Here is a 14,726-nt window from a genome sequence, read left to right on the forward strand (position 1 = left end):
TGTGGCAGCGCACAACAATATCCCGTTGACGAGCTAGGCGATCACGGGAACAATCGGCCAAAAAATAGAACGGTTGTTCAGTTTTTCTAGGAGACACCATGGCCCTGATGGGACAAATGATGAGCAGCCCTTTGCTTATCTCGACCATCATCGAGCATGCAGCGCGCAATTCCGGTTCGACTGAAGTCGTGTCGCGCCGTGTCGAGGGCGATATCCATCGCACCACGTACCGGCAAGTGCGAGACCGCTCGAAGCAACTGGCGAACGCGCTGGCAGCGCTGGGCGTACAGCCCGGCGATCGCATTGGGACGTTGGCCTGGAATGGCTACCGCCACCTTGAGATCTATTACGGAGTCTCAGGCTCGGGTTCGGTGTGCCACACCATCAACCCGCGGCTGTTCCCGGACCAGATCGCCTACATCGTCAATCACGCAGACGATCAGTACGTCTTCTTCGACCTGACCTTCGTGCCGCTCGTCGAGGGCATCGCGCCGCATTGCCCGAACGTGAAGGGCTGGGTGGCGATGACCGACCGGGCCCACATGCCCAACTCCAGCGTGCCGATGCTCTGCTATGAAGAGCTGCTGGACGCGCAGAGCGCCGACTACACTTGGCCGCAGTTCGACGAGAACACCGCATCGAGCCTGTGCTACACGTCGGGCACGACAGGCAACCCGAAGGGCGCGCTGTATTCGCACCGCTCCACCGTGCTGCATTCGTATGCGTCGGCACTGCCGGATGCGCTGGGGTGCTCGGCGCAGGACGTGATCCTGCCGGTGGTGCCGATGTTCCACGTCAACGCGTGGGGGCTGCCGTATTCGGTGCCGCTGGTGGGTGCCAAGCTGGTTTTTCCGGGGCCGAAGCTGGACGGTGCTTCGTTGTATGAGCTGTTCGAGCAGGAGAAGGTGACCTTCTCCGCCGGCGTGCCGACGGTGTGGCTGGGCTTGCTGCAGCATATGCAAGCCAACAACCTCAAGTTTTCGACGTTCCGTCGCACGGTGATCGGCGGCTCGGCTTGCCCGCCGGCCATGATCCGAGCGCTCGAGGCGCTCGACGTGGAGGTCATCCATGCGTGGGGCATGACCGAGATGTCACCGCTGGGCACGACGTGCAAGCTGATGGGCAAGCATGCCGACCTGCCGGAAGAGGCCAAGCAGCACGTGCTCGAACGCCAGGGCCGCGCCATCTATGGTGTCGAGATGAAGATTGTCGATGCGGAAGGTGCCGAGCTGCCGTGGGATGGCAAGGCTTTCGGCGATCTCTACGTGCGTGGTCCGTGGGTCATCGACACTTACTATCGGGGCGATCGCTCACCGCTGGTCGACGGCTGGTTCCCGACCGGCGATGTGGCCAATATCGACGCCGACGGTTACATGCAGATCACCGATCGCAGCAAGGACGTGATCAAGTCCGGCGGCGAGTGGATCTCGTCCATCGACGTGGAGAACGTGGCCGCTGCGCACCCCGCCGTGCACATGGCGGCGTGTATCGCCTGTTACCACCCGAAGTGGGATGAGCGCCCGCTGCTGGTGGTAATGAAGAAGCCGGGCGCGGAGCTCACGCGCGAGGAGATGCTCAAGTTCTTCGAGGGCAAGGTCGCCAAGTGGTGGATTCCGGACGACGTGGTGTTCGTCACCGAAATTCCGCTCACCGCCACCGGCAAGATGCAGAAGCTCAAGCTGCGCGAGCAGTTCAAGGACTATCAGTTCCCCGCCGTGCAGGCGTAGACACAAAACAGAAACCGCCGCCCGTGCACCGGCAACAAGCCGGGCATGAGGATGGCGGACGGAGGACAACCGGATCAGGGCCGGCCGCCGCGTATCCAATGCGGATGCGGCGGGATGAAGCCCGGGCGCGTTGCAACCTGGAGACGCAAGCAGCCTGCATGCCCGTTGTGGCATGCAGGAGAGTGACTCGCCGGCGGCTCCACGACATGAAGGAGACACGCATGACGAAGTTCCGTCCGTTGTTTGTGGCTGTTGCATGTGTCGCGGCAATCGGTAGCGCCGCTGCGCCCACCGCGGCATCCGCCGCCGAAACCGTCAAGATCGCCTGGATCGACCCGTTGTCGGGCCTGATGGGCGCGCTGGGTCAGAACCAGTTGCGCAGTTGGCAATACATCGCCGACCTGGCCACGCAGAAGAACTGGGCCGGCGACGGCACCAAGTTCGAGGTGGTGGGCTTCGACAATAAGCTCTCGCCGCAGGAAAGCCTGACCGTGCTCAAGCAGGTGGCTGACCAGGGCATCCACTACATCGTGCAGGGCAACGGCTCGAGCGTGGGCATGGCGCTGGAAGACGCAGTGGCCAAGTACAACGAGCGCAACCCTGGCAAGGAAATCGTCTACCTGAACTACGCGGCGGTGGATCCGGACATGACCAATAGCAAGTGCAACTACTGGCACTTCCGTCTGGACGCCAACTCCGACATGAAGATGGAGGCCCTGACCAGCTACCTGGCCAAGGACCCGAAGGTCAAGAAGGTCTACCTGATCAACCAAAACTATTCGTTTGGTCATCAGGTGGCGCGTGCGGCCAAGGAATACCTCAAGCGCAAGCGCCCGGACATCGAGATCGTGGGCGAAGACCTGCACCCGCTGGCACAGGTGAAGGATTTCTCGCCGTACGTCTCGAAGATCAAATCGTCTGGCGCGGACACTGTTATCACTGGCAACTGGGGCAGCGACCTGGCGCTGCTCATCAAGGCCGGCAAGGATGCGGGCCTGAACGCCAACTTCTATACGTATTACGCCTCGACGACGGGCGTGCCGACGGCCATGGGTTCGGCCGGTGCCGACCACGTGAAGTATGTCGGCTACTGGAACGTCAACAACGACGGCTTCAAGGGCGCGGACATCGTCGACGGCTTCAAGAAGAAGTACAACGACGACTTCTACCTGATGGCCTCATACACCGGCATCGCCATGCTGGCCAAGGCCGTCAAGCAGACCAAGTCGACCGAGCCTGCCAAGGTCGCGAAGGCCTTTGAGGGCATGAAGGTCGACAGCCTGAATGGTTCCTTCGAGATGCGAGCAACTGACCACCAGGGCCAGCAGCCGCTCTACATCGCCACCTGGGAAAAGACCAACGGCAAGACGGTCAAGTACGACCAGGAAAACACCGGCTACGGCTGGAAGACCGATGCGGTGCTAGACCAATACATCGCGTCGCAGCCGACTTCCTGCCAGATGAAACGTCCTTAATGAAACGGTAGGTGGTGTGTCGAAGGGCCGCCCGATGCTATCGTGTGGCGATGTTTTAAACGAGCAAAGGCATGGACCGGCGCGCCGCGTCCATGCCTTGCCGAGAGGGCTGTAGCGTGGAATTCCTAGTCATCAACTTGTTGAACGGCATCAGCTACGGGCTGCTGCTGTTCATGCTGTCGTCGGGCCTGACGCTGATCTTCAGCATGATGGGCGTCCTCAACTTCGCGCATGCCAGCTTCTACATGCTGGGCGCGTATTTCGCCTACGTGGTCAGCGGGTATCTGGGCTTCTGGGCCGCGCTGATCGTGGCGCCGCTGATGGTGGGGGCGCTGGGTGCGGTGGTCGAGCGTTTCGGCCTGCGCACGGTGCACCGTTACGGGCACGTTGCCGAACTGCTGTTCACCTTTGGTCTGGCCTATCTCATTGAAGAGGGCGTGAAGCTGGTGTGGGGCCTGCCGGCCGTGCCGTACCGCGTGCCGGACGCGCTGGACGGGCCGCTGTTTACGCTGTTCACGTCGTCGTTCCCCAAGTACCGCGCGTTCATGATGCTCGTATCGCTGCTGATGCTGGTGGGCATCTTCCTGCTGCTCACCCGTACGCGCATCGGGCTGGTCATCCAGGCGGCGCTTACGCACCCCGACATGGTCGAAGCGCTCGGCCACAACGTGCCGCGCGTGTTCATGCTGGTGTTCGGTGGCGGCTGCGCACTCGCCGGGCTGGCGGGCGTGATCGGTGGCAATGCCTTCGTCACTGAGCCTTCAATGGCGGCGGCGGTGGGCTCCATCGTTTTCGTGGTGGCGGTGGTGGGCGGAATGGGGTCGCTGGTGGGCGCCTTCGTCGCGTCGCTGCTGATCGGCTGCATCCAGACCTTTGCCGTCACGCTGGATATTTCGGTGCAGAGCCTGCTGGGCAACATCGGTGTCGCGCTCAACCCAGATGTGCCACTCATCTCGGTCTGGAGCCTGACGATCGCGCAGGTGGCGCCGGTGCTGCCATATCTGCTGCTGGTACTGATGCTGATCTTCCGCCCGCGTGGGCTGATGGGTACGCGGGAGAGCTAAATGGAACGCACTATGCGTCAACAAGCGCAACAACAACGAACGCTGCCGTCCAACGATCGCGCGTGCACGATGAAATTCAAGCCGGTCAATCTCGTTCGCTGGCTCATCTGGGGCGCCACTGCGATGGTGATGATCGTGCTGCCGCTCATCTGGCCGCAGGGTTTTGCGATCACGCTGCTCTCGCAGATGGGCATCATGATCATCTTTGCGCTGTCGTACAACATGCTGCTGGGGCAGTCGGGCATGCTGTCGTTCGGGCACGCGGTCTATGCCGGCTTGGGTGCCTTCATGGCGGTGCATGCGCTCAACAAGATCGGGGCAATGCCGGCACTGGGCATCGGCGGGCCGCTGGCTGTCGCATTGCTGCCGATCGCAGGTGGACTGGGCGGTGCGCTGTTCGGCGTGATCTTCGGCTATGTCACCACCAAGAAGTCGGGCACGACGTTCGCGATGATCACGCTGGGCATCGGCGAGATGGTGTTCGCCAGCGCGCTGATGTTCCCCGATTTCTTTGGCGGCGAGGGCGGCGTATCGACCAACCGCAGCATCGGCGATGCGCTGCTGGGTGTCAGCTTTGGCCCGGCGCGTCAGGTGTATTACCTGATTGCCGCGTGGTGCCTGATCTCGATGGCGCTCATGTATGCCTGGACGCAGACGCCGTTGGGCCGCATTGCCAACGCCGTGCGTGACAACCCCGAGCGCGTGGAATTCATCGGCTACAACACACAGCGCGTGCGGTATCTGGTGGTGATTCTGTCGGCGTTTTTCGCGGGCATTGCCGGGGCGCTGTCGTGCATCAACTTCGAAATCGTGACGGCCGAAAACGTGTCGGCGGTGCGCTCGGGCGCGGTGCTGCTGGCGGCGTTCATCGGCGGCATGGGCAGCTTCTTCGGTCCGATCATCGGCGCGGTGCTGACCGTGTTCTTTACCGTGGCGCTGTCCGGCATCACCAAGGCGTGGCTGCTGTACCTCGGCCTGTTTTTCGTGCTGATGGTCATGTATGCACCGGGCGGCATTGCCAGCCTCTTGGTGATGCATCTGCCGATCGCACGGCGCGGCAAGCTCAAGACGCTGCTGCCGGCTTATGGCGTGGCAATCGTGCCGGCGGCGATCCTGCTGGTGGCGCTGATCTCCACCGTCGAGATGATCTACGCCGTGCAGGACGACAGCTCGGGCGGCGTGGCTACGCTGTTCGGCCTGTCGGTCGAACCGAATACCTGGATGCCGTGGGCCGTGACCGCCGTGCTGTGGGTGGTGGGCGCCGTCGGTCTGCGCGTCGCAGCAGGCAAGCTGCGCACCGCCTGGGACAATGCATTGCAGGAGCCGAAACCATGAGCCAACCCATGTCTGGGCCGGTCGCCGCGCTTGAGTTGCGCGACGTGCGCAAGCGCTTCGGCGCCACCGAGATCATCCGAGGCGTCAACCTCACCGTCGGCAAGGGTGAGCGCCACGCGCTCATCGGACCGAACGGCGCCGGCAAGTCGACCACGTTCAATCTGATCTCGGGTCGTTTCCCTGCCAGTTCGGGCAGCGTGCGCCTGAATGGTGAGGAGATCAGCGGTCTTGCCCCGTTCGAGATCAACCGCAAGGGCCTGTCGCGCAGTTTCCAGATCACCAACATCTTCCATCGGCTGTCGGTGTTCGAAAACCTGCGCTGCGCAGTGCTCTGGTCGCTCGGCTACAAGTATTCGTTCTGGCACAAGCTGGCCGAATTGCGCGATGCCCGCGAGCGGGCGGAGGAGGTGCTCGAGCAGATTGGCATGACGCACCGGCGCGATGCCGCCGCGGGTCTGCTCACGTATGCCGAGCAGCGCGCGCTGGAGATCGGCGTCACCATCGCCGGTGGTGCAGACGTGATCCTGCTGGATGAGCCGACTGCCGGCATGAGCCGCTCAGAGTCCGACCACGCCGTCGACTTGATCCGCAAGGTGACCGTCGGTAAGACGCTGGTGATGGTCGAGCACGACATGAGCGTGGTGTTTGGCCTGGCCGATCGCATTTCGGTGCTGGTCTACGGCGAGGTGATCGCCACCGACACGCCCGAGGCCATCCGCAACAACCGCCGCGTGAAGGAGGCCTACCTGGGCACCACGCTGGACGAACCTGCAGGAGCGCACTGATGGCAACGAATACTCCCATGCTCGAAGTGCGCGGGCTGCACGCGTACTACGGCAAGAGCCACATTCTGCACGGCGTCGACATGCACGTGGGCGAGGGCGAGATCGTCGCCTTGCTCGGGCGCAACGGCGTGGGGCGCTCCACGCTGGCCAAGTCCATCATGGGCATGGTCAGGCACGAAGGCGAAATCCTGTTGCGCGGCAAGAACGTGAGCGGCCTGCGTACCTTCGAGGTGGCGCACCAGGGCATCGGCTATGTGCCCGAGAACCGCGATATCTTTCCGACGCTGACGGTGCGGCAGAACCTGTTGCTGGGTGATAAGCGCAATCCGAGTCAGCCGAAACCGCGCTGGCAGTTGGAAGACATGTACCGCATGTTTCCGCGCCTGAAGGAGCGCGAGAACACCCCGGCCGGCGTGCTGTCCGGTGGCGAGCAGCAGATGCTGACGCTGTGCCGCACGCTGATGGGCGATCCGGATTTCATCATCATCGACGAGCCGACCGAGGGGCTCGCGCCGCTGATCGTGACGCTGGTGGGCGAGTATCTGAAGACGCTCAAGGAGCGGGGGATTTCAGTGTTGCTCGTTGAGCAGAAGCTCGCCATTGCCCTCGATATCTCACAACGTGTTTATGTGATGGGGCATGGGCAGATTGTGTTTGAGGGCACGCCTCAAGACCTGAAGGAGGATGCGAAGGTTCGGCAGGAGTGGTTGGAGGTTTGATGTCTTGTTCGGGATGGACCGCGAGCAAACGAACGGTCCATCTCATCATCCGCTCAGTTGGTGGCAACCTCGGAAGATCGATATGCAGTACCGGGGCTCACGGTTTCACGCTGGAGGTGTTCCGCACTGAACCGCATCTCCGCGTATCGCACAAACCGGGTCTTGTACCGCCAGCGGTACCCCAGCCAAATCGCCACGAACAGGAACACCCCGCAGTACGTTGCGACGAAGGCGCCAAAGTTGTCGATCGGCGCAAACAGCGCCTTGGTGTTCTGGCCAAGAATGATCACCACGCACAGGATCGCCACCATGATCGGCCCGAACGGGAAGAACGGCGATCGATACGCCAGTTGCCCCACCGAATGCCCCTGGCTCACGAACCCCTTGCGGAACCGGTAGTGCGCCAGTGCAATGCCAAACCACGCAATGAAGCACGTCACTGCTGACGTGTTCAACAGCCACAGGTAGACGACCTGATCCCCAAACAGCGAGCTGAAGAAGCACAGCGCGCCCACCGCCGAGGTGGCAAGCAGCGCCCGGTGCGGCACGCCGTTGCCCGACACCTTGGCAAACCAGCGCGGCGCCTGGCCTTCGAGCGACAGGTCGTACAGAATCCGCGTCGAGACATACAGGCTCGATGTACCCGACGACAGCAGCGCTGTGAGCACCACCGCATTCATCATCCCGGCAGCGAAGGCCAGCCCAGCATGCTGGAACACCAGCGCAAAGGGACTCACGCCGATGTCGGTGGCTTCATTGCGCAGCAGATTCGGATCGGTGTACGGCAGCAGCACACCGATGATCAGGATCGCCAGCACGTAGAACAGCAGGATGCGCCAGAACGTCTGGCGAATGGCGCGCGGGATCGTACGGGAGGGGTTCTCCGCCTCGCCTGCAGCCACGCCAATGGTCTCGACGCCCTGAAACGAGAACCCGGCGATCATCGCCACGCCCACCATGGCCGGTAGGCCGCCCACAAACGGCGCGTCTCCGACCGTAAAGTTCTGCCAGCCCGATTGCGGCCCGCCGTGCATGATGCCGAAGATCATCGCCAGGCCCATCAGCAAGAACACGACGATGGTCACCACCTTGATCATCGAGAACCAGTATTCCGCCTCGCCAAAGCCGCGCACGGAGAAGGCGTTGAGGACAAACATCAGCAGCAGGAACGCCGCGCTCCACACCATGCCCGACATGCCTGGGAACCAGTACTTCATCACCAGTTGCGCGGCGGCCAATTCCACCGCCACTGACACGGCCAGCGCAAACCAGTAGTTCCACCCGAGCGCAAAGCCGAAGCCTTCTTCCACATACAGCCGGCTGTAGGTCACGAACGAACCCGACACCGGCAGGTGCACCGCCAACTCTCCCAGGCTCGTCATCAGGCTATAGACCATTGCGCCGAGCAGCACATACGTCAGCAGGGCGCCGCCGGGGCCGGCCTGCGCGATCGACGCACCTGAGGCGACGAACAGTCCCGTGCCGATGGCGCCGCCCAGGGCGATCATCATCAGGTGGCGCGAGCGCAGGCGTCGTCGCAGTTCGGATTGGGCTTCGAGGCCGGTGGGGGTGATGGGTGTGTGCATAGCGGGTGACGCCAGGGTGGGGCGTCCAAGTCAAAACGCCCGCCGGACGCAATGCGTGCGGCAGGCGAGGCGGGTTGTTATTGCTGCGTGCTGGCAGCGATGACCGGCAGTTCGGGGCCGGGGTCCTGGCCGGCCAGCGGATCGCGCATCACGGGTGGGCGCGGGAAGTGCATCTCGTGATAGCGGATGATGCGGCCGCCGCGCGCCGCGCGGTAGCCAAACCAGATCGCAAAGAAGATCGGAATGCCGATATACGTGGCGACCACCGCCGGCCAGTCGATCATGCCGCTGGTAAAGGCCTGGTAGTTCTGGCCCAGCGTGATGATCAGGCACAGCCCAAATGCGAACAGCGGGCCATACGGGAAGAACTTCGAGCGATACGGTAGTTGCGAGAGGTCATGCCCCTGCGCTACCAGTCCTTTGCGGAACCGATAGTGGCTGATGGCAATGCCCAGCCACGCCACGAAGCCGGTCATGCCCGAGGTGTTCAGAAGCCACAGGTAGACCGTCTTGTCGCCATACAGCGAGCTGAGGAAGCACAGTGCGCCGACGGCAGTCGTGGCCAGCAGCGCATTGCGCGGCACGCCATTCTTTGAAAGCTGCGCAAAGATGCGCGGCGCACGGCCTTCGGTGGCCAGGTTGTAGAGCATGCGCGTGGAGGCATACATGCCCGAATTGCCGGCCGACAGCACGGCGGTCAGGATCACGGCATTCATCAGCCCGGCCGCAAACGCCAGACCCGCATGCTGGAACACCAGCGTGAACGGGCTCACGCCGATGTTGGTGACTTCCGTCGAAAGCAGATTCGGATCGGTGTACGGCACCAGCACACCGATGATGAAGATCGCCAGCACATAGAACAGGAGGATCCGCCAGAAAACCTGCTTGACTGCCCGCGGAATGGTGCGTGCCGGGTCCGCCGATTCGCCCGCCGCCACGCCGATCAGCTCCGTACCCTGGAACGAGAAGCCCGCGATCATCGCCACGCCGATCATCGCCGGCAGCCCGCCCACGAACGGCGCATCGCCTACCGTCAGGTTGCGTAAGCCCGATTGCGGACCGCCCTTCATGATCCCGAAGATCATCGCCAGGCCAATGGCAATAAAGAAGATCACGGTGACAACCTTGATGAGCGCAAACCAGTACTCTGCTTCGCCAAAGCCGCGCACCGAGATCGCGTTGAGCAGGAAGATGATGGCGAGAAAGACTGCGCTCCACAGGACGCCCGGCACATCGGGAAACCAGTAGTGCATGACGAGCTGTGCGGCGGCCAGTTCCACTGCAATCGTCACCGCCCAGTTGTACCAGTAGTTCCAGCCCAGCGCGAAGCCGAAGCCTTCGTCTACATACAGCGCGCCGTAGGTGGCGAACGAGCCGGAGACGGGCATATAGGCGGCAAGCTCGCCGAGGCTGGTCATCAGGAAATAGACCATCGCCCCGATCAGGATGTAGGCGGCAAGTGCGCCTCCGGGGCCTGCCTGCGAAACCGATGCGCCCGAGGCCACAAATAGCCCAGTGCCGATCGATCCACCAATGGCGATCATGGTGAGATGGCGCGCGCGCAAGGTGCGGCGCAAGCCCGGCGTCTCTGAGGACGGGGTAGCGTGTTCTGACATGGATACAGAGTGGTCGATTTTGCTCGGATCGCGAGCGGAATCGACGAAATGTGACGAAACGTCCCCGCGCCTAGTGGGCGCCTGGCGAACGAAATGCGCGACTCTATCAAAACCGTCATGTGCCGGGCAAAAAATCGATGCTGCAGCACACGCGTTTGAACCCGGCACAACCCGCCGCACCGCGCGCAAAATGGCGCCGTGCAGCGCAAAAATAAAAATTGAACGACCGTGCTATTTTGTGTATTCTGTGTCGAGTCGCGGACTTACCGCGCGTTAAAAAAACGATATTTGAGAGACAGTTCAACCGCGAGGCGCGGTGCGTCCTTCCAGCGCCGCTTTGGCGTCATTTTGAGTCGGCCCTCGCATCATCAAAGGAACCAGCATGACAGCGGAGTACAAGGTCCAGGACGGCGTTGCCGTCATCACGCTCAGCAACCCGCCGGTCAACGGCCTTGGCCACTCCACGCGCCTGGGCATCGTTGAAGGGATGGTCAAGGCGGGCGATGACCCCAGCGTCAAGGCCATCGTGATCACCGGTGCAGGCAAGGCCTTCTCGGGCGGCGCCGACATCCGCGAGTTCAACACGCCCAAGGCCACCCAGGAGCCGTCGTTGCACGCCGTCATCAAGGCGGTCGAGTCGAGCAGCAAGCCGGTCGTGGCCGCCATCCACTCGGTGGCGATGGGCGGTGGGCTGGAATTGGCGATGGGCTGTCACTATCGCGTGGCCGCCCCGGGCGCGCAGATCGCGCTGCCGGAAGTGAAGCTGGGCATCCTGCCGGGCGCCGGCGGCACGCAGCGCCTGCCGCGCGCCATCGGCCTTGAGCCGGCTCTGAACATGATCGTCTCGGGCACTGCCATTCCGTCGGAAAAGCTCGCCAAGAGCGGCCTGTTCGACCAGATGATCGAAAGCGACCTGATGGCCGGCGCTATCGATTTCGCGCTGAAGGCCGCCGCCGAAGGCAAGCTGCCGAAGCTGCGCGATCGCAAGGTCGTGCACGACAATCCGCAAGGTTTCCTGCAATTCGCGCGCAATACCGTGGCCGCTGTGGCCAAGAACTTCCCGGCACCGGGCAAGTGCGTTGACGCCGTGCAGGCTGCCGTGGAAAAGCGCTTTGACGACGGCATCAAGTTCGAGCGCGAACTGTTCATCGAACTGGTCAACACGCCCGAATCGCGCGCGCTGCGCCACGCCTTCTTCGGCGAGCGTGCCGCGAGCAAGATCCCCGACGTGCCGGAAGACACGCCCGTGCGCAAGGTGGAGAAGGTTGCCGTCATCGGTGCCGGCACCATGGGCGGCGGCATCTCGATGAACTTCCTGAACGCCGGCATTCCGGTCACGATCCTGGAAACCAAGCAGGAAGCGCTGGACCGTGGCGTCGCCACCATCCGCAAGAATTACGAGAACAGCGCCAAGAAGGGCAAGCTGACGCAAGAGAAGGTCGAGCAGCGCATGGGCCTGCTGACCCCGACGCTCTCGTACGACGACATCAAAGATGCGGACCTCGTCATCGAGGCCGTCTTTGAAGAAATGGGCGTCAAGGAAGTCGTGTTCAAGAAGCTGGATGAAGTCGTCAAGCAGGGCGCGATCCTGGCATCGAACACCTCCACGCTGGACGTCGACAAGATCGCCAGTTTCACCAAGCGCCCGCAAGACGTGGTCGGCATGCATTTCTTCAGCCCCGCCAACGTGATGAAGCTGCTGGAAGTCGTGCGCGGCAAGGACACCGCCAAGGATGTACTGGCAACCGTCATGAAGCTGGCCAAGGCCATCAAGAAGACGGCTGTTGTCTCCGGCGTGTGCGACGGCTTCATCGGCAACCGCATGATCGAGCAATACAGCCGCCAGGCCGGTTACCTGTTGGACGAAGGCGCGCTGCCCGAGCAGGTCGACAAGGCCATCGAAAAGTTCGGCTTTGCGATGGGCCCGTTCCGCATGGGCGACCTGGCCGGCAACGACATCGGCTGGGCCATCCGCAAGCGCCGCGCCGTGGACAAGCCGGACATCGTCTATTCCAAGACGGCTGATTTGCTGTGCGAGATGGGGCGCTTTGGTCAGAAGACCGGCGGCGGCTGGTACGACTACAAGGCGGGCGACCGCAAGCCGTATCCGAACCAGCAAGTCAACGACATGATCGTCCAGCACTCGAAGGATCTGGGCATCACGCGCCGCAAGATTTCGGATGAAGAGATCGTCGAGCGCCTGGTGTTCGCGCTGGTCAACGAAGGCGCGAAGATTCTGGAAGAGGGCATCGCCTCAAAGGCGTCGGACATCGACATGGTCTACCTGACCGGTTACGGCTTCCCGCTGTTCCGCGGCGGCCCGATGCTCTACGCAGACACCGTCGGTCTCTACAACGTCGCGCAAGCGATGCACCGCTACAGCAAGGGCTACCACGGCGAAGCCTGGAAGCCGGCGCCGCTGCTGCAGAAGCTGGCAGACGAGGGCAAGGGATTTAACGGTTAAGCGGCTGACCAACCGACGAAAGCGACTGAACCGCCATGCCACTCACGCCCACCGACTGCCTGCTGATCATCGACGTGCAGAACGACTTTCTGCCCGGCGGTGCGCTGGCTGTGCCGGACGGCGACCAGGTCATCCCGGTCGTCAATCGGCTCGCCCAGGCATTCGGGCGCGTGGTGCTGACGCAGGATTGGCACCCGCGAGAGCACGTGTCGTTCGCTGCCAACCATCCCGGCAAACAGCCGTTCGGCACGATTGTATTGCCGTATGGGCAGCAGGTGCTGTGGCCGGTGCACTGCGTGCAGCACAGCACCGGTGCGGCGTTGGCCGATGGGCTGGACGTGCCGCATGCGCAGTTGATTGTCCGCAAGGGCTATCACCCGCACATCGATAGCTACTCCGCATTCTTTGAAGCGGATCGCAAGACGCCGACCGGCCTGCTGGGCTACCTGCGCGAGCTTGGAATCAAGCGCGTGTTCTGCGTCGGGCTGGCCACGGACTTTTGCGTGGCGTGGTCGGCGCTGGATGCGCGTGCAGCGGGGCTGGACGTGGCTGTCATTGAAGATGCCTGCCGCGCCATCGACCTGAACGGGTCGCTCGCACAGGCGTGGAAGAACATGGCGGATGCGGGCATCGCGCGGTTGCAGTCGACGGACGTTTTGAACACCTTGTCTTGAACGGATAACAGAGATACCGGGCGCCTGCCGATGCAGTGCGCCCGCCACCAGTTACGAGGAGCAGCACCATGACCGAAGCAGTCATCGTTTCCACCGCACGTACCGGCCTGGCCAAGAGCTGGAAGGGCGCCTTCAACATGACGCACGGCGCGACCCTGGGCGGCCATGCGGTCGAACACGCCATCGCACGCGCCAAGATCGAGCCGGGCGAAGTTGAAGACGTGCTGATGGGATGCGCCAACCCGGAAGGCGCAACCGGCGCCAACATCGCGCGCCAGATCGCCCTGCGTGCCGGCTGCCCCGTGACGGTGCCGGGCGCGACCGTGAACCGCTTCTGCTCGTCGGGTCTGCAGACCATCGCAATGGCCGCGCAGCGCGTGATTGCCGATGAAGGCGACATCTTCGTGGCTGGCGGGGTGGAATCCATCTCGTGCGTGCAGCAAGAGATGAACCGCCACATGCTGGCCGAAGGCTGGCTGAACAAACACAAGCCGGAAATCTACTGGAGCATGCTCCAGACCGCCGAGACCGTCGCCAAGCGCTACAACATCGGCAAGGATCGCCAGGATGAATACGGTGTGCAAAGCCAGCAGCGCGCTGCCGCTGCGGCTGCGGCCGGCAAGTTCAACGACGAAATCGTCCCGATGACCACGGTGATGGGCGTGGCCGATGCCAAGACCGGCCAGCTCATGACGCGCGAGGTCACGATCTCCGCTGACGAAGGCATCCGTGCAGACACGACGCTCGAAGGCGTGTCGAAGATCCGCACCGCCATGCCGGGCGGCGTGGTCACGGCAGGCAACGCCAGCCAGTTCTCGGACGGCGCCTCGGCAGTGGTGGTGATGAACGGCAAGGTGGCCGCGGCCAAGGGCCTGCAGCCGCTGGGCGTGTTCCGTGGCTTTGCCGTGGCTGGCTGTGAGCCGGATGAAATGGGCATCGGCCCTGTATTTGCGGTGCCCAAGCTGCTCAAGAAGGCCGGCCTGAAGGTTGAGGATATCGGTCTGTGGGAGTTGAATGAGGCGTTTGCCGTGCAGGTGCTGTACTGCGCAGACAAGCTCGGCATTCCGATGGACCGTCTGAACGTCAACGGTGGTGCCATCGCTGTGGGCCACCCGTACGGCGTGTCGGGCGCCCGCCTGACGGGCCACGCACTGATCGAAGGCAAGCGCCGTGGCGTCAAGTACGTGGTCGTGACCATGTGCATCGGCGGCGGCCAAGGCGCTGCCGGTCTGTTCGAGGTGCTCTAAAAGCAGACAGGCTCCCCAACAAACGGGAGCCTGT

General features: G+C 62.8%; 11 protein-coding genes. 9 read left to right on the forward strand and 2 right to left on the reverse strand.

Translation table 11 applies throughout. From position 1 onward, the window contains the following. The first annotated feature begins 98 nt into the window (after positions 1–98). From B4F51_RS13365 to B4F51_RS13390, 6 genes are all read left to right on the forward strand, one after another. Entirely contained in the window at positions 99–1,727 is a 1,629-nt protein-coding gene (locus B4F51_RS13365; RefSeq protein WP_296226249.1) for a 3-(methylthio)propionyl-CoA ligase, read from the forward strand. 221 nt (positions 1,728–1,948) lie between these two features. Further along, positions 1,949–3,202: a branched-chain amino acid ABC transporter substrate-binding protein gene (locus tag B4F51_RS13370; protein ID WP_296226251.1), complete on the forward strand. Its 1,254-nt coding sequence runs from the start codon at positions 1,949–1,951 to the stop codon at positions 3,200–3,202. A 116-nt stretch (positions 3,203–3,318) separates the two neighbouring features. Continuing rightward, positions 3,319–4,266 (forward strand): branched-chain amino acid ABC transporter permease, encoded by a 948-nt coding sequence (locus B4F51_RS13375; protein ID WP_296226252.1) that lies wholly within the window; start codon positions 3,319–3,321, stop codon positions 4,264–4,266. Next, positions 4,267–5,601 carry a branched-chain amino acid ABC transporter permease gene (locus B4F51_RS13380; protein ID WP_296226255.1) on the forward strand — a complete coding sequence of 445 codons (1,335 nt, stop codon included), beginning with the start codon at positions 4,267–4,269 and terminating at the stop codon, positions 5,599–5,601. Between the two features lie 8 nt (positions 5,602–5,609). Beyond that, on the forward strand, positions 5,610–6,386 hold the full coding sequence (locus B4F51_RS13385; RefSeq protein ID WP_296226379.1) for an ABC transporter ATP-binding protein: 777 nt from the start codon (positions 5,610–5,612) through the stop codon (positions 6,384–6,386). Next, a complete protein-coding gene (locus B4F51_RS13390; RefSeq protein ID WP_296226257.1) occupies positions 6,386–7,105 on the forward strand; it encodes an ABC transporter ATP-binding protein in 720 nt (239 codons plus the stop codon). The genes B4F51_RS13385 and B4F51_RS13390 overlap by 1 nt, the downstream gene beginning before the upstream one ends. Before the next feature lie 53 nt (positions 7,106–7,158). Here the strand turns inward: B4F51_RS13390 and B4F51_RS13395 are convergent, their stop codons facing one another. Next, positions 7,159–8,691, reverse strand: a complete 1,533-nt coding sequence (locus B4F51_RS13395) for an amino acid permease (RefSeq protein ID WP_296226259.1) — start codon at positions 8,689–8,691, stop codon at positions 7,159–7,161. A 77-nt stretch (positions 8,692–8,768) separates the two neighbouring features. After that, entirely contained in the window at positions 8,769–10,307 is a 1,539-nt protein-coding gene (locus B4F51_RS13400) for an amino acid permease (protein WP_296226262.1), read from the reverse strand. A gap of 382 nt (positions 10,308–10,689) precedes the next feature. On the opposite strand from B4F51_RS13400, the gene B4F51_RS13405 reads away from it, so the two are divergent. The 3 genes from B4F51_RS13405 to B4F51_RS13415 all read left to right on the forward strand — a co-directional run bounded on the left by B4F51_RS13405 (position 10,690) and on the right by B4F51_RS13415 (position 14,692). After that, positions 10,690–12,771, forward strand: a complete 2,082-nt coding sequence (locus tag B4F51_RS13405) for a 3-hydroxyacyl-CoA dehydrogenase NAD-binding domain-containing protein (RefSeq protein WP_296226264.1) — start codon at positions 10,690–10,692, stop codon at positions 12,769–12,771. Positions 12,772–12,806: 35 nt separating this feature from the next. Next, positions 12,807–13,445: a bifunctional nicotinamidase/pyrazinamidase gene (pncA, locus tag B4F51_RS13410; RefSeq protein WP_296226268.1), complete on the forward strand. Its 639-nt coding sequence runs from the start codon at positions 12,807–12,809 to the stop codon at positions 13,443–13,445. A 68-nt stretch (positions 13,446–13,513) separates the two neighbouring features. Beyond that, positions 13,514–14,692: an acetyl-CoA C-acyltransferase gene (locus tag B4F51_RS13415; RefSeq protein WP_296226270.1), complete on the forward strand. Its 1,179-nt coding sequence runs from the start codon at positions 13,514–13,516 to the stop codon at positions 14,690–14,692. Positions 14,693–14,726: the final 34 nt, after the last annotated feature.

The organism is Ralstonia sp. UBA689 (assembly GCF_002298975.1).
GTDB lineage: Bacteria > Pseudomonadota > Gammaproteobacteria > Burkholderiales > Burkholderiaceae > Ralstonia.

Bases quoted from the DNA above. Each gene is read 5' to 3' on its own strand.
- B4F51_RS13365 (WP_296226249.1), top strand. From the start codon at position 99: ATGGCCCTGATGGGACAAATGATGAGCAGCCCTTTGCTTATCTCGACC.
- B4F51_RS13370 (WP_296226251.1), top strand. From the start codon at position 1,949: ATGACGAAGTTCCGTCCGTTGTTTGTGGCTGTTGCATGTGTCGCGGCA.
- B4F51_RS13380 (WP_296226255.1), top strand. From the start codon at position 4,267: ATGGAACGCACTATGCGTCAACAAGCGCAACAACAACGAACGCTGCCG.
- B4F51_RS13385 (WP_296226379.1), top strand. From the start codon at position 5,610: ATGTCTGGGCCGGTCGCCGCGCTTGAGTTGCGCGACGTGCGCAAGCGC.
- B4F51_RS13390 (WP_296226257.1), top strand. From the start codon at position 6,386: ATGGCAACGAATACTCCCATGCTCGAAGTGCGCGGGCTGCACGCGTAC.
- B4F51_RS13395 (WP_296226259.1), bottom strand. From the start codon at position 8,691: ATGCACACACCCATCACCCCCACCGGCCTCGAAGCCCAATCCGAACTG.
- B4F51_RS13400 (WP_296226262.1), bottom strand. From the start codon at position 10,307: ATGTCAGAACACGCTACCCCGTCCTCAGAGACGCCGGGCTTGCGCCGC.
- B4F51_RS13405 (WP_296226264.1), top strand. From the start codon at position 10,690: ATGACAGCGGAGTACAAGGTCCAGGACGGCGTTGCCGTCATCACGCTC.
- pncA (WP_296226268.1), top strand. From the start codon at position 12,807: ATGCCACTCACGCCCACCGACTGCCTGCTGATCATCGACGTGCAGAAC.
- B4F51_RS13415 (WP_296226270.1), top strand. From the start codon at position 13,514: ATGACCGAAGCAGTCATCGTTTCCACCGCACGTACCGGCCTGGCCAAG.